The following is a 21,765-nucleotide window of genomic DNA, read 5'->3' on the forward strand; positions in this document are numbered from 1 at the left end:
ATAATTAATTTGGAGGAATTGTGGGACAAATATTACATGGCTGCGCCACGACTACGCACGCAATTAGAAAAGAATTACAGCGATCGCAAGCTACGATCAAAGAATTAAGTGAACAATATAATATTAACCCTAAAACTGTGATAAAATGGCGTCAAAGAAAAGAAGAAGGAGTAGAAGATCGCTCTAATGCTCCTAAAAAAGCAACTACTATTTTGAAGCCCGAAGATGAAGCTTTGATTATTGCTTTTCGTAAGTCTACGCAATTACCTTTGGATGATTGCTTTGATGCACTTATTAAAGAAATACCTTATTTAACTCGTTCAAATCTTTACCGATGCCTTAAACGGTACGGTTTATCTTGTTTACCCAAAGAAGATAATATCAAAGAGAAGAAGAAATTTAAGGCTTATGAAATAGGATTTATGCATCTTGATATCACAGAAGTAAGAATTGGTGAGGGAAAATTTTACATATTTGTGGCAATATGTAGAGTGAGTAAATTTGCTTATGTTGAGCTGCATAATAATAGCAATGGCGATACTACAGTTAATTTTCTTGATAACTTGGTAAGTAGCTGTCCCTTTAAGATACATACCATATTAACTGATAATGGTGTTCAATTTGCTTACAATGGTTTAGCCAGGTACAGAGCTCCTAAAGCAAGACATAGATTTGATCTAAAATGTAAAGATTACGGTATCAGGCATCGCACAACAAGGCCTTATAGTCCAAGTACCAATGGTCAAGTAGAAAGAATGAATAGGACTATAAAAGAAGCTACTACTAAGAAGTATCATTATACTAGTAGAGAAGAGTTAGATAGTCATCTACAAGCTTTTGTTATGGCTTATAATTATGCTAAAAGGCTTTCTTCTATTGCTAGAAAAACGCCTTTTGAAATGATCTTGACTTGTTACACACAAAATGCTAATAATTTTAGAATTAATCCTAACCATCAACTACTGAAACCGTACACCTAGCACGTATGATAGTTGGCGGCGAAAATATATTATATATTGCAAGGAGACTAGTACGGTGTGCTGTTGAAGATATAGGAATGTCCGATCCCAATGCCCTTACCCAAACTATAGCTGCAAAAGATGCTTACGATTTTCTAGGATCACCAGAAGGAGAGCTAGCAATTAGCCAAGCGGTTATTTATCTTGCAACTGCTCCTAAATCAAATGCAAGCTATCTAGCCTATAAAAAGGTTATAAAAGATGCAAAAGAAACCGGATCTTTTCCCCCTCCCAAACATATTTTAAATGCTCCAACTTCCATGATGAAAGAACATGATTATGGCAAGGGATATATTTATGACCATGATTTACCAGAAGGTTTTTCTGGACAAAATTATTTTCCTGATAATATGCAAAAGGCAGTTTATTACTCTCCTATAGAACGTGGTTTTGAACGAGAAATTAAAAAAAGAATTGAATACTGGCTGAGTTTATCTAACAAGAATACTACTGATTAAATAGCATTTTTATTATTAGCATATCTTTTATAGTCAAAGCATTTGAACTTCCATACATCGTCCCATCAAAGCTCTCCTACTCTTTGTAGGCTTTACTTTATCTGCCCTCGTTCTATTTGAGCCTACTCCTAATTCAATAATTTATATTGTATTTTAAATTGCTAATTTCTCTTAAATTTTAAGTATAAATAATATAATAATTAATTGTAATTAAATAATATAAAATATTGAAATATATAAGCTGATTTTCTCAAAGTGGTCTATACTATAGTAAATTAAGTTGATAAAGACATGATATATGATATATTAAAAAGCTCATAAACCCAAAACAGTAGAAGCAATGGCATATTCCTTAGATTTACGTAAAAAAGTAATTCACTATGTTAATAAAGGTTATACCAGAGAAGAAGCTGCAAGAATTTTTGGCATAGGTGAAAGAACAATTTATAGATGGTTATCGAGATCGAAATCCGGGAATTTAGCAGCCACACGAGCAGCTAAGCCATGGAAGAAGCTTGATCCAATCAAATTATTAAACGAGGTGTCTAAAAACAGCAATTGGCTATTATCTGATTTTGCAAAGGTTTTTAATGTGTCTACAGCTGCTATCTGTTTGGCATTCAAGACTTTGGGGATCACACGAAAAAAAAGACCACACTCTATCGTGAACGGGATGAAGCAAAACGGCAATTATTTTTGGCAGCTATCGCAAACTATAAAGCGGAAGATATAGTTTATATTGATGAGAGTGGAATTGATAGCTATTTGTACTATTCTTGGGGATACAGTCTCAGAGGAAGTAAAGTTTATGGTGATATCTCAGGTAAAAAACATGATTGAGAAAGCTTTATTGCAGGTAAGGTTGGGAAGAAAATTATTGCGCCAATGTGTTTCAAGGGCACATGTAATACAGAAGTTTTTAACGAGTGGGTTAGTCAGTGTTTGGTGCCCGAACTAAGATTTGGTCAAGTTGTAATACTTGATAATGCAACGTTCCATAAGTCAGCTAGAACTAGGAATTTAATAGAAGATATAGGCTGTAAACTTTTATTCTTACCACCTTACTCTCCTGATCTCAACCCAATTGAAAAATATTGGGCTCATTTAAAAGCTAAAATCAAACCTATCATTACTAATTTTAATAACCTTAGCGATGCTATTGATTATGGCTTCTCTATGCCATTCTCAACTTAATTGACTATAGTTAAGAATTGGTAAGAAATTTAATAATATAAAAATAAAATCAGACAATTTAGTAATTACATATTACAAACTGCCTGATTTTTTATTTTTTTCGATTAAGTGTTGCTTATATTGATCTATAGTGAATTAATTTGAATTAGGGGTAAGAGTGAGGAGTCGAAGCCTACTAATAGCTAGGAGAGCATTGATCAACACCCCACCTAATTCAAATTAAAAAACTAAGCATCTTTAGCAAGATCCAAACACACATCTCCAGAAATCCCTGCCACTTGTCCAATGCAGCTATATTGCCACCATTCCCATCCTACATTCTGCCAAGTTTCTGGGATAGTTGGTTCTGGGTTCTCTGTCCAATGTGATATCCACAATTTATTTTGACTAAAATCATATTTATGCCAATCAATTTTATCATTCCAATCATTATTATTAGTATTAAGGTACACTTTTTGATAGCCTGCTTGTTTTAAGAGATCTAAAAATTCGTTCAATTTATCTGCTCTTTCAGTAGACGAAACTTCCTCTGAATTAGGAAACACGGATACAGCAAGAACATGTATATTTTTATCAAAATTAACCTTTGCAAGTTCAGTGTTAATATTTTGTATTTGCTCCGCTGGAGTAGAAGTTAAAACACGGAAATTATGGTAAGCAGCTGGTACTATATTATTGGCAGTTACTTCATTCCAATATTCAACAAATTTTGGATCCTGATAAGTGGCACCTTCAGTAGCCCGCATAATCACTGTTTTTATTCCATGATCATGAATTTCAGTAGCATTAATTTTATTTTGCCATTTTGATATGTTAATAGCCTTATTTACTTTGGTCATAATATTTCTCCATAAATAATTAACATATAGTTATATAATTAGTTAAATTTTTTATATATACCATAATAATAGTATAAATTTTATATAATAGGAAGCGTTAAATTAACCTTTTATTAGAAATAAAAGCTTGATTATGTTTAATTTGAAAGGAAATAAGAGCAGACAAGCAAGATATTAAAAATTAGTAAATGTTTTAGACTATTTTATTTCCATCTAGTATAGGAGATAAACCTACTGCAGCTCGTTTTTCATTAATGGTCATAAAATTACAATTTTGTACTCTTGACCAAATATTTTCTCTTTTAGAGGCTAGAGCACTAATATCATCTTTATTATAAGATAATTTCAGACTTTCATCAAACATTGGTACTAGGTGTACGGTTTCAGTAGTTGATGGTTAGGATTAATTCTAAAATTATTAGCATTTTGTGTGTAACAAGTCAAGATCATTTCAAAAGGCGTTTTTCTAGCAATAGAAGAAAGCCTTTTAGCATAATTATAAGCCATAACAAAAGCTTGTAGATGACTATCTAACTCTTCTCTACTAGTATAATGATACTTCTTAGTAGTAGCTTCTTTTATAGTCCTATTCATTCTTTCTACTTGACCATTGGTACTTGGACTATAAGGCCTTGTTGTGCGATGCCTGATACCGTAATCTTTACATTTTAGATCAAATCTATGTCTTGCTTTAGGAGCTCTGTACCTGGCTAAACCATTGTAAGCAAATTGAACACCATTATCAGTTAATATGGTATGTATCTTAAAGGGACAGCTACTTACCAAGTTATCAAGAAAATTAACTGTAGTATCGCCATTGCTATTATTATGCAGCTCAACATAAGCAAATTTACTCACTCTACATATTGCCACAAATATGTAAAATTTTCCCTCACCAATTCTTACTTCTGTGATATCAAGATGCATAAATCCTATTTCATAAGCCTTAAATTTCTTCTTCTCTTTGATATTATCTTCTTTGGGTAAACAAGATAAACCGTACCGTTTAAGGCATCGGTAAAGATTTGAACGAGTTAAATAAGGTATTTCTTTAATAAGTGCATCAAAGCAATCATCCAAAGGTAATTGCGTAGACTTACGAAAAGCAATAATCAAAGCTTCATCTTCGGGCTTCAAAATAGTAGTTGCTTTTTTAGGAGCATTAGAGCGATCTTCTACTCCTTCTTCTTTTCTTTGACGCCATTTTATCACAGTTTTAGGGTTAATATTATATTGTTCACTTAATTCTTTGATCGTAGCTTGCGATCGCTGTAATTCTTTTCTAATTGCGTGCGTAGTCGTGGCGCAGCCATGTAATATTTGTCCCACAATTCCTCCAAATTAATTATATCCCTAGCTCTTACTTATATACTCTTTTTTTCTTCCATCAACCCTTGAAATTGTACACCTAGCCAGTGATTCAGCGCATCGATAGTATGATCTAAAAGGGGTAATATAGTATCTTCCCATAAGGCAAGCCTTGCTTCTTGCATATTACTATATTTATTGTCACCAGGTAAACCTAGCAATTGTGGCGGTACTCCAAAGGCGAGTGCTATATCACGAGCTGCACTATTTTTTGCTTCTATAAAATCCATATCTTTAGGCGATAGGCTCATTTCTTGCCATTCCAAACCTCCTTCTAGCAATAATGGACGCCCAGCATTAGCGCTACTCATATATTTTTCTTCAATTTGTTCTTTTAAGTGCTGATATTGTTCTTCAGTTAAGTTACCATTATATCCGCTATTATTAGCTTTTACTATAACAGCGCCGCTAGGCCTTGCTCCATTTTGTAATAAAGATTGATTCCATATTGCAGCATTATTATGTTGATCGATGCTATAAGCTGCAGCTTCCAGTGGCGATAATCCATACCAATCATCTGTAGGATGAAATGTCCTAAGGTGCAATATTTGGCTTTTACCTGTTATACTGTTTACTGGAAAAAATCTTTTTTCTTCCTCACTAGTACTATAATAGTATCCCCCTACTCCTTTTTTACCAGATACTACTGTAACACGATCAGGACGTAATATATGTAATTCTTTACGTTTTGAATATTGATCCTCTATTATATTTATAAAAGCGTTACCACTAATCATACGATAAGCATACAGATTTTCAAAGAATTCAGCACCTGCATATGAAGGATTAGGCTGTTGTAATAAAGTTAAAAGGGAATGACTTTTAATTTCGTGCATATCGTTTTTAGATGCCTTATGTAATAACCATGGCACGCTAGCTGCCCCTTGTGCCACTATGTTAATGGCCCTGTATGCAATAACATTACGTGCATAAGCTTCTTCAGAAAATTTCTGATAATTTTTTGGTATCCAATAAGGCTCTTGATTATTATATAAATATGAATAATAAGGATAAGAAGCTTTAGGCTCAGATTTTGTAAATAATTTGCTAATTTTCTGAAATATAGGTTTATCAAATACCATGTTAGATAACTCCTAGTATAGGTTTTAATATATAAATAATATGGGACTTTTAATCAAGTAGGTGCAAAGAAGCTTAAGCTATAGATAGAATATTTTCACTCTATATTTATTTATAGCTATAAAATACTATTTATGGAAGTACCTTTTTTTAATTTTAATGAAATATATAATAATACTGGAATATATAATTCTAAATTTCCTATGATACCTGCAAAAGCAGGCATCATAGGCAAATGTTAAGAATCAGAAGATAAAATAATAAACATCCAGCATCCAGCTGTCTTGTTTCTCTATAATTCTCCTTTAATTTCTCCTAATAATAGCTCAAGAGATTCATAATGATGATGAAACACTTCAACTTCACGATAAGAACCGGTTGAATTTCTTTCTCCAATAAACTGGTCTTCTTCATTAATTTGGAAACGTGGCTCCCCACCTGCTACACCTGTTAATAGAGCACTACGAATATAAGCATCATTATCATTAAAAATTACATGGTCTAAACCTGAGCTAGAGGCTTCCATAGCATTATACAATGAGTTACTTTGACTGATTGTATATAAAAATTCAGTAGAAGGATGCTGCTCAGGAAATCTTGTGGATAAATCATTAGTATAATCAACATATACCGCCCTTAAAGCTTCAGAAATCAATTCATTACTAATTGTAGGTAAAAATAAGGCACCACCTTCATCTGCCACTTGGCCATTTACATATACATTAGCAGAGGTACCAAAATTAACGTATCCAATATATTCTCCTTCGTATTCTACTAAAAAAGTACGATGAAAATCTTCATTATCTCCTCTATTAAACCAAGCTTGCTTAGCTGCAACTCTTGCATTGAGTTGCTCATCTGTAGATGCTTGAGTATGCGCATCTCCATAAACTTGAGCATTTGTATTAACCCTATTATCTAGAATATTACGAAGTACCTCTCTGTGCTCAGGAGAAGAAGTGAGAGTAATATATTTTAAATTTTCACTACTAAAGTCATAAATGGTATAACGATTAGTATTAGGATCATAATTAGAATTAATATTAATCATATTTCTTTCCTTTCTTTAATTTATTTAATATTTGTAGGATACATAATCAAAAAATAAATATCAACCATAAATTTTATATTACTTGAGAATAATAAATAAAAATTAAATAAATTTAACTAATTAAACCTGAGATGGGATTATTAAGAATGATAGAAAGATATTATTCCTTATTAATAATATATTAAATATAAAATTTATTATAAATCACTGAGGTTCTGAGCATCTAATTTTGTAAAGAGCATATTTCTAGAGGATTTTGAGCGAAAATTATAGTTTGATTTGCAACAATATCGTTTATATTGTAAAAATCAAGCTATCATTTGCAGACAAAGAGTCAAAAACGGATTTATAGCAACTAGGTGCTAAGAACCTTATAATAGCTATTACTATACTGGTTAGTTTAGTGATTGCAAAAAAGAAAAACTATTGTATAAAAATATTTATATACCTCTTAATTATTATCAATTTGGTTAAAATTTATATGAAATTTTCTCAAGCTAGTTCTAATAAACTCAAAACACTTGCTTTTTTATTACAATATTTATGGGCTGATGAACGAAACATTCGTCTTAGAGTAATTCTCTCAATTATTTGCCTGATAGTAGCAAAAATTATTAGTTTAGCTATACCAGTTAGTTATAAATACACTTTAGATGCTCTATCTAACAAATCTAATGAAATAATATTCATAGCAATCTTATTATCCTACGGGAGTGCAAGGATATTTTCGGTAGTCTTTTCTGAACTTAGAGACATGATATTTGCAAGAGTAGGTCAGCGTGCAACACGTATGATTGCATTAAAAATATTTGAACATATGCATAATTTAAGCTTAAAATTTCATATCAATAAAAAAACGGGGGATATAAGTAGATCTATTGAACGAGGAACTAAAGGTATTGAAACTATTTTACGTTTTTCTATTTTTAATATTATTCCAACTAGCTTTGAAATTCTATTAGTTTGTGGAATTTTATGGGCTATTTACGGTATTTCTTTTGCTATAATTACTTTAACCACCATGATCATTTATATATTATTTACATTATGGATAAGTAACTGGCGTATTTCGTTTGTAAGAGAGATGAATGAACAAGATAATCAATCTAATAGCAAAGCTATTGATAGTTTGCTAAATTTTGAAACTGTCAAATATTATGGGAACGAAAGTTATGAGTCACAAAAATTTAACCAATCTCTACTTAAATATGAAAATGCTGCTGTAAAGAGCTTTGCTACTTTATCAGTTCTAAATATTGCACAAGGAGTGATTATTGCTCTTGGACTTGTTGCAATAATGCTCTTAGCTGGTATAGGAATAAAAAATGGTACTATGACTATCGGAGATTTTGTTCTAGTTAATACTTATATAATACAATTATCTATACCATTAAACTTACTTGGTTTTGCTTATAGAGAAATAAAAAGCGCCATAATTAACATGGAGCAAATGATTAGTTTGCTAGATATTAAGACAGAAATAACAGATGATCCAAATAATAAGCCTCTAAAAATATCTACTGCAAAAGTAGTGTTTGATAAAGTCAGTTTTTCATATGATTCAGATAGGCATATTTTAAAAGATATAAATTTTATAATTGAACAAGGTAAAACCCTAGCTATTATTGGATATAGCGGCTCTGGAAAGTCAACAATTACAAGACTTCTCTTTAGATTTTATGACGTAACTAATGGTCAAATTATGATCGATGGACAAGATATACGCCAGGTAACACAGCATTCTTTACGACAAGCAATAGGTGTAGTACCCCAAGATATAGTTTTATTCAATGAGACAATATATTATAATATTTTATATGGAAACTTAGATGCTACTTACGAAGAAATCATTGAAGCAGCTAAAAAAGCATACATACATGAGTTTATAGTATCTTTACCAGAAGGGTATAATACAACAGTTGGAGAGCGTGGACTTAAACTCTCAGGTGGTGAAAAACAGCGTATAGCTATAGCTAGAACAATTTTAAAAAAACCTTATATTTATATTTTTGATGAATATACTTCATCTCTTGATACAACTACTGAAAAAGCCATACAGGATAGTTTAAAAGAATTATCAAAAAATCATACAACTCTTATCATAGCTCACCGTTTATCAACTATTGTTGATGCTAATGAAATTATAGTTATTAATGATGGCTATATTGTTGAACGCGGTACTCATGAACAATTACTTGAACAAAATAATCATTATGCCAAGTTATGGCATAAACAGCAAAAAATTATACCTAATAACTCTCCAAATTAATGGCCATAGTAAAGAAAAGAGTGCTCATTCCATCCTTTTGTACTTTTCGCCTATTTGGAACCATACACCCCCCTTACCGCGAAGGCAGTAATCTAGTAATGCACCTGCTCATGAGATAACCGTTTTCACGGGTATGACCTAATTTCTTGCCACTATAGTTTTGTCCGCTTCCTTAGTAGTATAGTCAATTGATTTGAATTTGCTTAACTGGCACGCGAACAAATATTTAAATACTTGGATCAAGAAAAATCAGTTTTATCTAATCAGGATAAAAAAGAAATATATGATGCTAATTCTGATTCACAAAAAGAGATTATAGAATCTAAAAAACTGAAACTCCTTCTAAAGTAATTTATTATTTTATTATAATAAATGGTTAATAATCATTAATTATTTGATTGACTAATATATTAATTTATATTAATATTAGAAGTTAATTTATTAATTATATAATTTTATTGGATAAAAAAGGTAGTCATGACAAAAATCATAAATAATCAAAGAGAATTTGAAGAATTTTGCAATTCAGAAGATAATACTATTACTTCTATACAATTTGACTTTGATATAAATGATGATCATCTTAAAACTATTGCAAATTCACCAAATTGTTATAATCTACAACATTTGGATCTTTCAGGACATTTACTAGTAAAGGATGAAGGAATAAAATATTTATCCACCTCAAAATATATTCTAAAATTAGAAAGTTTAGACTTATCAGGAACCTCTATTACTGATAAGGGGTTGGCAATTATTGCGAATGCTCAAAACTTTATTAACTTAAAAGATTTAGAACTATATACAGGCCCTGCAATAACAGATGAGGGAATAAAAGCACTGCAAACTCGCGCTATATCAAAAATCTCTTAAGCTTAGATTTATCAGAGTGCTCTATAACTGATGACGGCCTTGCATTTGTTGCAAATTCACCAAATTTTTCTAACTTAGAAAATTTATACTTAACTTATTGTGATTTAATTACTGATCATGGGTTAAAGGCTATGGTAGAATCTAAATTTCTTGAAAATTTAGAAAATTTAAAGCTATCAGGGTGTTCTATTACTGATCATGGACTAATGTATATTGCATCTTTCCAACATAATTTACAAGGTTTGGATGTTTCTTATTGTGCTGAAATAACAGATAAGGGAATAGAGGCTCTTACAACATCGAATTGTATTTATAATTTACGAGGGTTAGACTTATCAGGATGTTCTATAACTGATACTGCACTCACAGCTATTGCAAATTCTAAAAATTTTTCTAATTTAGAAGATTTATATCTAAGCAACTGTAATTCAATTACTGATATCGGACTCGCTTCTATTTCAGATTCTTCAAATTTTTCTAACTTAGAAAATTTGGAAATATCGCACTGCTCTAGAATAACAGATCAAGGCATAATGCATCTTTTAGTATCAAAACATTTGCTAAAATTGAAAATTATAGATTTATCTCGTTCATCTCAAATTATAGTCAATTAAGTTGAGAATGGCATAGAGAAGCCATAATCAATAGCATCGCTAAGGTTATTAAAATTAGTAATGATAGGTTTGATTTTAGCTTTTAAATGAGCCCAATATTTTTCAATTGGGTTGAGATCAGGAGAGTAAGGTGGTAAGAATAAAAGTTTACAGCCTATATCTTCTATTAAATTCCTAGTTCTAGCTGACTTATGGAACGTTGCATTATCAAGTATTACAACTTGACCAAATCTTAGTTCGGGCACCAAACACTGACTAACCCACTCGTTAAAAACTTCTGTATTACATGTGCCCTTGAAACACATTGGCGCAATAATTTTCTTCCCAACCTTACCTGCAATAAAGCTTTCTCAATCATGTTTTTTACCTGAGATATCACCATAAACTTTACTTCCTCTGAGACTGTATCCCCAAGAATAGTACAAATAGCTATCAATTCCACTCTCATCAATATAAACTATATCTTCCGCTTTATAGTTTGCGATAGCTGCCAAAAATAATTGCCGTTTTGCTTCATCCCGTTCACGATAGAGTGTGGTCTTTTTTTTCGTGTGATCCCCAAAGTCTTGAATGCCAAACAGATAGCAGCTGTAGACACATTAAAAACCTTTGCAAAATCAGATAATAGCCAATTGCTGTTTTTAGACACCTCGTTTAATAATTTGATTGGATCAAGCTTCTTCCATGGCTTAGCTGCTCGTGTGGCTGCTAAATTCCCGGATTTCGATCTCGATAACCATCTATAAATTGTTCTTTCACCTATGCCAAAAATTCTTGCAGCTTCTTCTCTGGTATAACCTTTATTAACATAGTGAATTACTTTTTTACGTAAATCTAAGGAATATGCCATTGCTTCTACTGTTTTGGGTTTATGAGCTTTTTAATATATCATATATCATGTCTTTATCAACTTAATTTACTATACCTTAAGCTTAATACTGAATACTCTAGAACAATATCCTAACCTCATAATAAAAAATCATTTTCACAAAGAATTTATTAAAGAATGTCAAGTGTTAAAAAAGAACAAAGGTGATCCTACGTTTGATTTGAGCGCAGCAATAAGAAAGGTAGTATTTAATTTAGCAGAAAATAATAGTATTGAAGAAATAAAATATATAATAACACATTCATCTGAATATCCATTTTTAATTAACACTGCTCAAAATGGTCATACAATAGAGGATTTTTATACTAATTATCCTGAGATGTTAAAATTATTTTTTGAGCATGACTTAATTCCTAATGTAAAATATGATACGCATAAAATACAAAATATTCTTCGTAGTGAACACTCTGTTCACGATTCTAACATAGTCAAAAAAGGAAATTTTATTACTCAAGAACTAAAAAATTTTACAAATTTAAGTAAAGAGGAGCTAGAAGTAAAAGCTGAGTATTATAAAAATAATTTATCTAATTTATTTAAGGAAGGTAATATCAATTTACTGGATTTAACAGAACAAGATATCAAAAGTGCATTAAAGAACATTGAACCTACACTCACGCCAAGTCCTCATGAATTTGTTCAGATAATAAAAAATAAGGTGACAATGGTGCTAAACAATAATTATTTACATAAAGACTGTCATAATAATTATGATACAATTTATGCTACTAAACCTCTACAATATAATTGGAGTGAAGGTAATGAAGCATATATTACCATTCCCGAATCTATTGGCTTAATAGTCTCATTGATTGATAAAATAAATATACCAAGAAGAGAAAAGCAAGAGTTATGTGTTACACTACTCAGAAATAATGCCGAATTTGTAGAAAATAATTTAACTCTAATAAAATCTCTCTTGAAAAAAGATAATATTTCTGCAGAAAATTTAAAAATTTCTACACGATTACATGATTTACTTTCGGAATTAACAGAAGAAGAAATAGCTACATTATTTTATCAGATAACCCAAAAAGATATAGAAGATATATGGAGAGAGCAACAAGAGTTTAAATTGGCTAAACAGATTTTTATAGCATCTACTGCTTATGGTGAAGATAATAGTGCTTGCATACCTGGAGTTTGGATTCAAATTATTAATAGCGCTGAAGAAATTGATCCTAAGTTATTAGACAAATTTGCTGAATATATTGCAGAGATGCACGCAAAAGAAGCGCAAAAAGAAGCTATTAATGAAATTAATGTTATACCTATTGTAGAAGAAATGATTGATATATTTTATACAGATAAAGCACTCATGAAGATGGAGAAAAAAGAAAAAGAAGGCTTGATGGATATTTTAATAAATATGTTAAATATTTCTGAGCCTACTAAACTTACTTCCTCTGAACAAGTAGTTTTATCAATCATTAATCAATTTATTATAATACTTATTGAAAAACATTTACCTAATTATAAAGGAGAAATACCTACACTAGAAGAATATAAGATAATTATTAACAAAATACCTGAAGCTAAGAAGACTTTGCCATTATACAATAAGCTAAATATAGAAAATCAAATTACTTCAAATCAATCTATGAATGAAAATCAACCACCTCAAAACATATCAAGTAATAAACGTCAAATAGATAATACTTCTGATTCTTCATCGCATATAAATAAATTAAAAAAACTTAATAATATAGAAAATCCAATATCAACTTCTAGTAATAATATACCTGATAAATTAAACTTTACTGAAATGGCTACAAGATCTAGATCCCCTTCTCCTGAAGCTGGTCCATCATGGAGCAGATAATGAATATACCACTAACGATGGCTTATAATGATGCTTTAATATTACCATTTTAGGCAAGCAAGGTTATTTTAGCAGAAGCATCGCCTAATTAAAGCACATATGTTTAATTATATACTATGGGTTTTTAGCACCCCAGCTATCTACATATTAAACTCTAAATAAATAATTTGTTTAGAGTTTACTAATTATTCTTAATACTATATATTAAAAATTTATTTATAAAATATTAATGTATTAAAGGAAAAGTTTTATGTCAAACATTTTTACATGTGGTAGCTCAAAAGATACTTTCAAAAAATTCTCTATACTCAATATGGCATCACAATCTATGACAATTACAGATAAGATATATACGCAGGAAGAGATCAAATTCAATTCTGTAACCTTACATATAGCTGATAGTATAATTAACTCAGAAAAAGCAATTATAATCAAAGCAGAACATTTTACGTGTGAAAATAGCATTATTCAAGCTCAAGACATATATATCTCTGATAATCATAATATAGCAGATTTTCATACCTGTAGCTTTGTAGGTAATATTCATAATAATATAGCTGAGCTTAGCTAACATAATATAGATGAAATTGACTAACAATTTTACCTATAGTAAATTGATTTGAACTTGCGGACATAGTTAGCTCAAAGCTCTCCTAGTATAGTAGTTTTAAATGGAGATGACACTCGGAATGAGGAGCCTACGCCTACTAATTGCTAGGAGAGCGACGAATGACTACATATGCATCTTCATTTGAGACTACTATATTTGTAATTTTCGCTCTATTCTTAGCCTAGTCCCAAATACAATTTAATTTACTATAGTTCTATATATACTCATAATAACTTGCAGTATTGATTTAAATTATGGACAGACATAATTTGTTTCTGCTCCGATACATATAATTTACTTAAACTGATCTTTATAATTTTATTAAATAAAATTATAAAATCTTTCTGGACAAACAGATAAAAAACTATAGAATGACGAAGCTTGTGCTAAGTCATAAATTAGTGAAATGGAATTATTATTTACTTTTGAAAATTTGTTGAATTTATTTATTTTAACCGGACTTGAAATAGTACTCGGTATAGATAACGTCATATTTATAGCTCTACTTGTTCAATCCTTAAATGAAAAAGATCGCTTTAAAGTTAGGTTTATCGGTCTAAGCCTAGCGTTAATATTACGTGTATTAATGTTGATGAGTGCCTCAAAAATTATTACGCTAACGCAACCATTGTTCACATTCTTTCATTATGAATTTTCTGGTAAGTCTTTACTCTTAATTTTTGGGGGTTTATTTCTTATTATTAAACCATTATTAGAATTTATTACTTTATTTCAAGAAAAAGGACAGACTGTTCCTCATATGGATAATACTCCACGATCTTTCTGGCACGCAATTTTTCAAGTAATTTTGATTGATTTTATTTTATCATTTGATTCTGTCATTACTGCTGTTGGTATGTCTAACCATTTACCTATTATCGTTACTGCCGTGGTCATTGCTATGATAGTGATGATTGTGTCTTCAAAAGCAGTTAGCGATTTTATATATAAATACCAAAATATCAAAATCATGGCTCTAGCCTTTATTATGTTACTCGGAGTATTTTTAGTAGCGAATGGTTTCAACATATATATACCAAAAGGATACTTATATTTTTCTATGATGTTTTCTGTTGGTATTGAAACTATTTCAATATTATTAAATAAAAAGACTAAAATAACTAATAATATATTATAGAAAATTTATGAAAATACCTGCAATAAGATTTATATCTGATAATACTAATATTGATTTCATGCAAAAGCGTTATATCAGTTTTATATTTACAGCTATTTTAATTATCTTATCTATCTTATCTATCGCTACTAAAGGATTAAATTATGGTATAGATTTTTCTGGAGGAGTATTAATAGAAGCTAGAATACAACCTGCCCCTGATTTAACAAAATTAAGGAATATATTAAATAATTTAAATATTGGAGAAATTTCTCTTCAAAACTTTAGCAACGATAATAGTTATATTATGATTAGACTTGCTAAAAATATTAATAATCATTCACAACAACAAGATATAGAATTAATAAAATCTGCGATTACAAGCCATTTTCCAGGAAAAATAGAGTATAGGAAAATAGATTATGTTGGCCCTCAAGTTGGGCAGGAATTAACTAGAAATGGTATTTATGCTATTTTACTATCATTTTTATCTATTATGCTGTATATATGGGTTAGATTTGAATGGCAATATGGTATAGGACTTATTATAGCGCTTATACATGATGCAATCGTTGCCATCGGTTTCATGAGTTTTGCAGGACTTGAATGTAATCTTACATCTGTTGCTGCTATCTTGACTATAATTGGTTATTCAGTTAATGATTCTGTTGTAATTTATGACCGTATTAGAGAAAATATACGTAAATATCGTAAATTATCAATCAGCGAATTAATTAACATGAGTATAAACAATACTTTATCACGTACTATACTTACTGTTTTAACAACCCTCCTTGCTACAATAGCATTAATATTTTTTGGAGGTGAATCGATTAGGAGTTTTAGTCTGGTAGTATTTTTTGGTATAATCATAGGTACTTATTCTTCAATTTTTGTTTCTGCACCTATACTTATTCACTTAAATTTAAAAAGATAACTGTAACTTGGAGAAAAATTTTGTCAAAAGCGGGATATATGGTACATGATGTAGCAAAACATAGTATATATGGTATTATATGGATATTAGTAAATAATTTAAATCTATCCATTCAAAGTGCCACAATTAAAGAATTATGTTCTAGTTTAAGTAGCGCTCAAATCGTCTTTTTATATAAGTTTGTAGTTTGGGTATGTTTATTTATATGGGTAGCTTTTACTGGATTTTATCAACTCAAAACTAGTAAAATTAAACTATATTTTATACGTTCTTTTTTAAGCATTGCTGCAGCTCTTATATATGTAAAATCGTTACAATACATGCCTCTTGCGAATGCTGTAGCTATAGGGTTTACTGAACCATTATTTGTAACATTAATTGCAGTAATTTTCTTAAAAGAATTCTTAAATGTTAACGGCATTATTGCCCTTATCATAGGTTTTATAGGAGCAATTATTACTCTGCGCCCTGGAGCACATAATTTTAACATTTATTCTTTATGGGTACTTGGAGCCGCTATAATTTGGTCATTTGACAATTTAGCAGTAAAGTTACTAGGTAGAACAGAAAAATCTGTCCAATATCTATTTTATATTTCGTTATTTGCAACATTATTATCCGCACCAATTGCAATCAAAGAATGGAAACCTTTAGAATTATGGCATTTACCTTGGATTCTAGTATTAGCTTCTTTTTATTTTATACACTTAATTGCTGTGTTTAAGGCATTTCAGTATGCAAATTTATCTGTTTTAGCACCATTTGATTTTAGCCGTATATTATTTAGTACAATAATTGGTACAGTATGGTTTGGTGATCAAATCGATATATGGAGTATTACAGGAACAATGATTATTACCATGAGCTCTGCTTATATTATTTGGAAAAAAGAACATAAATAATTAAGGAACATTGGTTATAGTTTTTTCAGCCTCCTTAGCAAATAGGAATGATGAGCAAAACTTACTTTTTGTTAGGTTAGCGAAGAGTGGCGCATATGCTAGAACTATATATAGTAAATTAAGTTGTATTTGGGACGAGGAGCGATAGAGCGAAACTAAATAGTAGAAGAGCTTTGAGCTAACTGTGTCCCGAATGTAAATAAATCTACTATAGTATTGTATTGAGTAGTATCATCTTAAATTAGTAGAAAATATTTTTGCTGAATTTTGATATTAGACATTAAAAATATTTCAATTAATATTGCTAATATAATGTATATAATACTGATCATATACATTATATTAAGGTTTTTATTATTTATTTATGTATGCACTAATATCACCCCCCCCGCATAATTAAATTAGTCAATTCCTCTACACTACTCTCTCTATTTACCCTTTCAACAAATGACACCCCACCATTAGAACGTAATGATGAGCTCCTAACTGGAAGCTTCGGTTTAGTTTTTACCTTATCATTATTTGCTTGCTCATCCGTTAACTGCATCATAGGCTTTATAGCTATTGTTGGTTTCCCTACTTTTTTTACCTGCACTCTTTTAACAAATGATCCTTGATGATTAGAACGGAATGATGAACTCTTATTTTCCTGTACTTTTTCAACAAATGATACCTGATCATTAGAACGTAATGATGAACTCCTAACTGGAATATTCGGTTTAGTAGCTTCTCCCTTCTGATTACTTGCCTGAACGTGTAACGATTCTGTCCTTTTAACTCCTATTCTGTTTTGTTTATTATTATCTCTAAGATTGTTGTTCTTATCACAAGCTTTTTCCAAATGATTTTTTAATAAAGATACTAAATCCTGATTCGCGTAATCCAAGGCAGTCTTTCCATGTGTATCTTTTAAATTCACCTCAGCACCTCGAGACAAGAGAAATTTTACATTTTCTTTTGAACCATTACATACAGCATAATGTAGTGCTGTTCTACCTTCACGATCTTGAATATTAATAAAAGATTTTTGTTCTTTTGATAATTTATCCCGGTTTTTAGTAATGAAGATTAACATTTTTGTTGGTTCTGGCAATAAGTTACGCATCACCTCTAAATGCCCATTTTTAGCAGCATAATGCAAAGGAGTACGATTTATATTATCTGGAATATCCAGTTTTGCTTTATGTTCTTTTAATAATCGTATTATTTTAACATTACCGTTTGCAGCTGCCCAGTGCATTGCTGATTTACCTTCATGGTCTTGATAATTAATTTTTGTTTCTGGTAAGGTTAATAACCAATTAACCATTTGAACATGGCCATTTCTAGATGCTAAATGTAAATAATGTATACCTACCCCATTTGTACATTTAATATTTACTCTGTATTTATCATATAAAAGTTTACTCATCTGCTCATAACCATTACCTATTGAATAATGGAAAGGCGTCATACTATCCTTATTCTGTACATTTATTTTAGCACCCTGCTTACACAAATATTTCATAACTTCTATGTGATTATTATTAACAGCAATATGTAATGGAGTATTACCATGATTATTTTGCGCATCTTTGCTTACACAAATATTTCATAACTTCTATGTGATTATTATTAACAGCAATATGTAATGGAGTATTACCATGATTATTTTGCGCATCTTTGCTTACATCTTGCCTACATAGATACTCTACAATTCTTAGACGGTTATTATTAGCAGCAAGATGTAGTGGTGTTATACCATCCTTATCTTGTGCATTTTTTACTGCACCTTGTTCACATAAATACTTCACTATTTCTTTATTACCAGAGGCAGCAGCAAGATGTAGTGGTGTTATACCATCCTTATCTTGTGCATTTATATTAGCTCCTTGCTCAACTAAAAATTGAATTATTTTTATATTCTTCAAAGAAAGAGCATAATGCAAAGCTGTCTTCTTTTCATGAATTGAATTATTTTTATATTCTTCAAAGAAAGAGCATAATGCAAAGCTGTCTTCTTTTCATGATCCGTGGTATTGATATACTTTATTTGTAAGTCTTGTATTTGATCTTTTGCCTCTATACTTTCTTTTGCAACTTTATCAACATTTGGAAGTAAAACTTTTACAATATCTAAATTACTTTTAGTCACAGCATGATGTAGAGGCGTCATACCATTATTATCCTGTACATTTTTCTCTACACCTTGCTCACATAGATACTCTACTATTTCTTTCTTATTATAAATAATAGAAATATGTAATATTGTTTTACCTTGCTCATCTTTAATTTCAGCTGATACACCCTTGGAGCGTAAATATTGAATTTTCTTTAAATCTCCACACTTAGCTGCTTCATGCATTTTTTTGCGTGAGGAATAATGATTATCTTCCATAAGATTTAAAAAATTTTTAGTGTCTATCTCAGTGTATTTGTTACATATCTTAACTATTTCACCAACATTAGACAACTTAATTCCGGAATTTTTCATTTTGTACCTTATAGTTATTTTAATAATATAAACTTATATAAATTTAATAATTTATACACAAAATATATAATAAAATATTCATATTTTCAAATTTAAAATATTAATTTTATAACTATTAATATTAAATAAAATTACTAATGAAAAACAATATATTATTAAAGTGGTAGAAAAAAATGACAAAACTTATAGAGAAAATACAGAGATAAAGAAAACAAGCTGCAAATTATAGTAAATTAAGTAGTATGTGAGAGTAGGCTAAGAATAAAGCAAAGCCTACAAAAATAGTAAAAGAGCTTTGAGCTATAACCGAGTCCGCAAGTCCAAATCAATTTACTGTGCACTGTTCACAATATTTTTAGATAAGATTCTGAAAATAATTTTAGGGTATATAAGTGAGTTTTTGCAGCTAATATTAGTAATATTAGCAAAAAAATTACCGAAATATAGCATAAAATTAGATCAAAAGATTGCTGATAAAAGCTTTATTAATAGGTACCATTAACCACTAATCTGAAATGATAATTTCTAGCATGTTTGTAGGATTGCTAATCATAGGTTTATCTTCTACAAAAGCATACATTTCTATACGATCACCTGCTATACCACTTGCTTTTAATTTTTGTTTTACGTTTTCTGCCCTAGACTGAGCAAGTATAATATTAGCTTTTTCATTGGAAAGTTTGTTACTATAGCTATTAATGATTATACGTTTATTATTTTTTTTACTGTTTGATATAATTTTTTGAATCTGATGATCCATTACATTTGTAACTTTATTATCCTTTGGAAGAAATTTTAAACTATAAATGAAATTCTCAAAATTATGTGTCTGCTTTACTATATTCAGTTGTTTCTGAGCATTAGAACAATTAGGCTTTATGCATTTAATTTTGGTAGGCTTATTATTTGATAATTCATTAAAATATTTATAAAAATTATTACAACATAATTTTATATCTTCTGCTTGCCAATTTTCTTCTTGCTCTTCTACCCAGCAATCAAAATAAAACTGGGTTTTAGCTACAATTTCAGGATATTTTTCTATTAAATTTTTATTTTTTAACAATGATATTAAACTATCTCTTGCTTGCTGCATTTGTAACAAAATATCACTGGGAATATTCCATTTTTTTGGATCTTCTGGTAGTACATTTTTACCATATGCTAATTTCATAGCTTTATTCGTAAAGTGTTGAGAGTCAAGCCAATCATACTGTGCAGCTTCTTTTTCAGCAAATTTTAAATAATATGTAACTAAAGCTTTTTGAAAGTTATTACCATGAGGTGTTACTCTGCGTACATCTTCAATTTTAGTACAACCACTCAAAACTACCTTGAATAAGATTCCACATAATACATAATTAATTAACTTAACTCTCATTTAATCCTCAAATAATATTTATTTTACTATATCAATTTCCACTCTACGATTTCTCTTTTCAGCTATATTATCAGCAGTAGGAATTGCTAAATTACTTTGACCAAAAGCTTCTGTTTTGACCAATTTATTTTGTACACCATGCTTTACTAATGCACCTTTTACTACTTCAGCCCTCTTTTGAGAGATTTTGTAGTTATATTGCTTAGATCCTGTAGTATCAGCATATCCTTTTACTTTTACTAATTTTATACCTTGATGCTTAATATTTTTAGCTAGATTTGCTATAATTTTTTGATCATAACCTCCAAGATGAGTACTATTTAGGCCAAAATAGATTATATGATCATTAGATGTTATACCACCCCCAGTACCTCCATCTGTTAATGAGGAGACAAAGCCATTTTTACATAAATTAATACGATCAATTTGCCATCCTTCATTGCTTTCTTCTACCCAACAATCAAAATATGCTTGAGCATCTGCTGTACGTTTTGGCATATTCATTTTATTATTTTCGGTCAAGAAAGATACTAATTGCGCTCTTCCTTCAATTAATTCTGCTTTATTTGCTGCATTCATACATTTAGAAATATTTGTAGGCAACACTTCTTTACCTTTTACACTAGCCAAACCTTTGTTAGCGTATCTATAAGCACTTACCCAATCATCTTGATTTGCTTCATAATTGGCTAGAGATCTATAATTTTGTGCCAACGAAGAATTAAAATCATTACCACTAATTGACATTCTATCTAATTTCGATATACTCGTGCAGGATGTCAAGGATATTGCTAAGATTGCTGAATATCGTAAAATTTCCTTATTCATAATCTTCTCTCCTCTTAATTAAGTTACTCTTAAAAATATTG

Annotated in this window: 23 protein-coding genes and 1 pseudogene; 12 read left to right on the forward strand and 12 right to left on the reverse strand. The window is 30.1% G+C overall.

Annotation, left to right across the window (positions count from 1 at the left end; translation table 11 throughout):
• Positions 1-20 precede the first annotated feature (20 nt).
• The 4 genes and pseudogenes from NOVO_08760 (at position 21) to NOVO_08775 (ending at position 2,671) form a co-directional block, all read left to right on the forward strand.
• Positions 21-980 (forward strand): Integrase core domain protein, encoded by a 960-nt coding sequence (locus NOVO_08760; GenBank protein AIL66071.1) that lies wholly within the window; start codon positions 21-23, stop codon positions 978-980.
• 5 nt (positions 981-985) lie between these two features.
• Positions 986-1,477 (forward strand): annotated as a pseudogene (gene rarA_3 / locus NOVO_08765) (recombination factor protein RarA, C terminal domain only).
• A 340-nt stretch (positions 1,478-1,817) separates the two neighbouring features.
• Entirely contained in the window at positions 1,818-2,210 is a 393-nt protein-coding gene (locus tag NOVO_08770; protein AIL66073.1) for a Transposase, read from the forward strand.
• A gap of 152 nt (positions 2,211-2,362) precedes the next feature.
• Positions 2,363-2,671: a hypothetical protein gene (locus NOVO_08775; protein AIL66074.1), complete on the forward strand. Its 309-nt coding sequence runs from the start codon at positions 2,363-2,365 to the stop codon at positions 2,669-2,671.
• A gap of 227 nt (positions 2,672-2,898) precedes the next feature.
• Here NOVO_08775 and acm_2 read toward each other — a convergent pair whose 3' ends face one another.
• From acm_2 to NOVO_08800, 5 genes are all read right to left on the reverse strand, one after another.
• Positions 2,899-3,510 (reverse strand): Lysozyme M1 precursor, encoded by a 612-nt coding sequence (gene acm_2, locus NOVO_08780; protein AIL66075.1) that lies wholly within the window; start codon positions 3,508-3,510, stop codon positions 2,899-2,901.
• Between the two features lie 193 nt (positions 3,511-3,703).
• Positions 3,704-3,874: a hypothetical protein gene (locus tag NOVO_08785; protein AIL66076.1), complete on the reverse strand. Its 171-nt coding sequence runs from the start codon at positions 3,872-3,874 to the stop codon at positions 3,704-3,706.
• Positions 3,875-3,879: 5 nt separating this feature from the next.
• Entirely contained in the window at positions 3,880-4,839 is a 960-nt protein-coding gene (locus NOVO_08790) for an Integrase core domain protein (GenBank protein ID AIL66077.1), read from the reverse strand.
• A 35-nt stretch (positions 4,840-4,874) separates the two neighbouring features.
• Positions 4,875-5,960, reverse strand: a complete 1,086-nt coding sequence (locus NOVO_08795) for a phage portal protein, HK97 family (GenBank protein ID AIL66078.1) — start codon at positions 5,958-5,960, stop codon at positions 4,875-4,877.
• Positions 5,961-6,250: 290 nt separating this feature from the next.
• Complete coding sequence (locus NOVO_08800; GenBank protein AIL66079.1) at positions 6,251-7,009, reverse strand: hypothetical protein; 759 nt, start codon at positions 7,007-7,009, stop codon at positions 6,251-6,253.
• Between the two features lie 481 nt (positions 7,010-7,490).
• Between NOVO_08800 and NOVO_08805 the strand changes: the two genes are divergently transcribed.
• The 3 genes from NOVO_08805 (at position 7,491) to NOVO_08815 (ending at position 10,765) form a co-directional block, all read left to right on the forward strand.
• Positions 7,491-9,278: a Putative multidrug export ATP-binding/permease protein gene (locus NOVO_08805; GenBank protein ID AIL66080.1), complete on the forward strand. Its 1,788-nt coding sequence runs from the start codon at positions 7,491-7,493 to the stop codon at positions 9,276-9,278.
• Positions 9,279-9,755: 477 nt separating this feature from the next.
• Positions 9,756-10,151, forward strand: coding sequence for a hypothetical protein (locus NOVO_08810; GenBank protein AIL66081.1), 396 nt, complete (start codon positions 9,756-9,758; stop codon positions 10,149-10,151).
• A 131-nt stretch (positions 10,152-10,282) separates the two neighbouring features.
• Complete coding sequence (locus tag NOVO_08815) at positions 10,283-10,765, forward strand: Leucine-rich repeat protein (protein ID AIL66082.1); 483 nt, start codon at positions 10,283-10,285, stop codon at positions 10,763-10,765.
• Here the strand turns inward: NOVO_08815 and NOVO_08820 are convergent.
• Positions 10,762-11,070 (reverse strand): hypothetical protein, encoded by a 309-nt coding sequence (locus NOVO_08820; protein ID AIL66083.1) that lies wholly within the window; start codon positions 11,068-11,070, stop codon positions 10,762-10,764. The genes NOVO_08815 and NOVO_08820 overlap by 4 nt on opposite strands.
• Before the next feature lie 152 nt (positions 11,071-11,222).
• Entirely contained in the window at positions 11,223-11,615 is a 393-nt protein-coding gene (locus tag NOVO_08825) for a Transposase (GenBank protein ID AIL66084.1), read from the reverse strand.
• Positions 11,616-11,778: 163 nt separating this feature from the next.
• On the opposite strand from NOVO_08825, the gene NOVO_08830 reads away from it, so the two are divergent.
• The 5 genes from NOVO_08830 (at position 11,779) to NOVO_08850 (ending at position 17,042) form a co-directional block, all read left to right on the forward strand.
• Positions 11,779-13,476 carry a hypothetical protein gene (locus tag NOVO_08830; protein ID AIL66085.1) on the forward strand — a complete coding sequence of 566 codons (1,698 nt, stop codon included), beginning with the start codon at positions 11,779-11,781 and terminating at the stop codon, positions 13,474-13,476.
• 250 nt (positions 13,477-13,726) lie between these two features.
• A complete protein-coding gene (locus tag NOVO_08835) occupies positions 13,727-14,047 on the forward strand; it encodes a hypothetical protein (GenBank protein AIL66086.1) in 321 nt (106 codons plus the stop codon).
• Between the two features lie 445 nt (positions 14,048-14,492).
• Positions 14,493-15,224, forward strand: coding sequence for an Integral membrane protein TerC (gene yoaE / locus NOVO_08840; GenBank protein AIL66087.1), 732 nt, complete (start codon positions 14,493-14,495; stop codon positions 15,222-15,224).
• Between the two features lie 7 nt (positions 15,225-15,231).
• Positions 15,232-16,140: a preprotein translocase subunit SecF gene (gene secF, locus NOVO_08845; protein AIL66088.1), complete on the forward strand. Its 909-nt coding sequence runs from the start codon at positions 15,232-15,234 to the stop codon at positions 16,138-16,140.
• A gap of 20 nt (positions 16,141-16,160) precedes the next feature.
• Positions 16,161-17,042 carry an EamA-like transporter family protein gene (locus tag NOVO_08850; protein AIL66089.1) on the forward strand — a complete coding sequence of 294 codons (882 nt, stop codon included), beginning with the start codon at positions 16,161-16,163 and terminating at the stop codon, positions 17,040-17,042.
• A gap of 379 nt (positions 17,043-17,421) precedes the next feature.
• On the opposite strand, the gene NOVO_08855 is transcribed toward NOVO_08850, so the two are convergent.
• The 5 genes from NOVO_08855 to NOVO_08875 form a co-directional block, all read right to left on the reverse strand.
• Complete coding sequence (locus tag NOVO_08855; protein AIL66090.1) at positions 17,422-18,549, reverse strand: Ankyrin repeat protein; 1,128 nt, start codon at positions 18,547-18,549, stop codon at positions 17,422-17,424.
• A gap of 52 nt (positions 18,550-18,601) precedes the next feature.
• On the reverse strand, positions 18,602-18,970 hold the full coding sequence (locus NOVO_08860; protein ID AIL66091.1) for an Ankyrin repeat protein: 369 nt from the start codon (positions 18,968-18,970) through the stop codon (positions 18,602-18,604).
• Positions 18,949-19,515: an Ankyrin repeat protein gene (locus NOVO_08865; GenBank protein AIL66092.1), complete on the reverse strand. Its 567-nt coding sequence runs from the start codon at positions 19,513-19,515 to the stop codon at positions 18,949-18,951. Before NOVO_08865 ends, NOVO_08860 begins: the two co-directional genes overlap by 22 nt.
• A gap of 505 nt (positions 19,516-20,020) precedes the next feature.
• Positions 20,021-20,896: an OmpA family protein gene (locus NOVO_08870; GenBank protein AIL66093.1), complete on the reverse strand. Its 876-nt coding sequence runs from the start codon at positions 20,894-20,896 to the stop codon at positions 20,021-20,023.
• Positions 20,897-20,914: 18 nt separating this feature from the next.
• Positions 20,915-21,724, reverse strand: coding sequence for an Outer membrane protein (locus NOVO_08875; protein AIL66094.1), 810 nt, complete (start codon positions 21,722-21,724; stop codon positions 20,915-20,917).
• Between the last annotated feature and the right edge of the window lie 41 nt (positions 21,725-21,765).

Source organism: Rickettsiales bacterium Ac37b (assembly GCA_000746585.2).
In the GTDB taxonomy this organism is placed as follows: Bacteria; Pseudomonadota; Alphaproteobacteria; order Rickettsiales; family Arcanibacteraceae; genus Ac37b.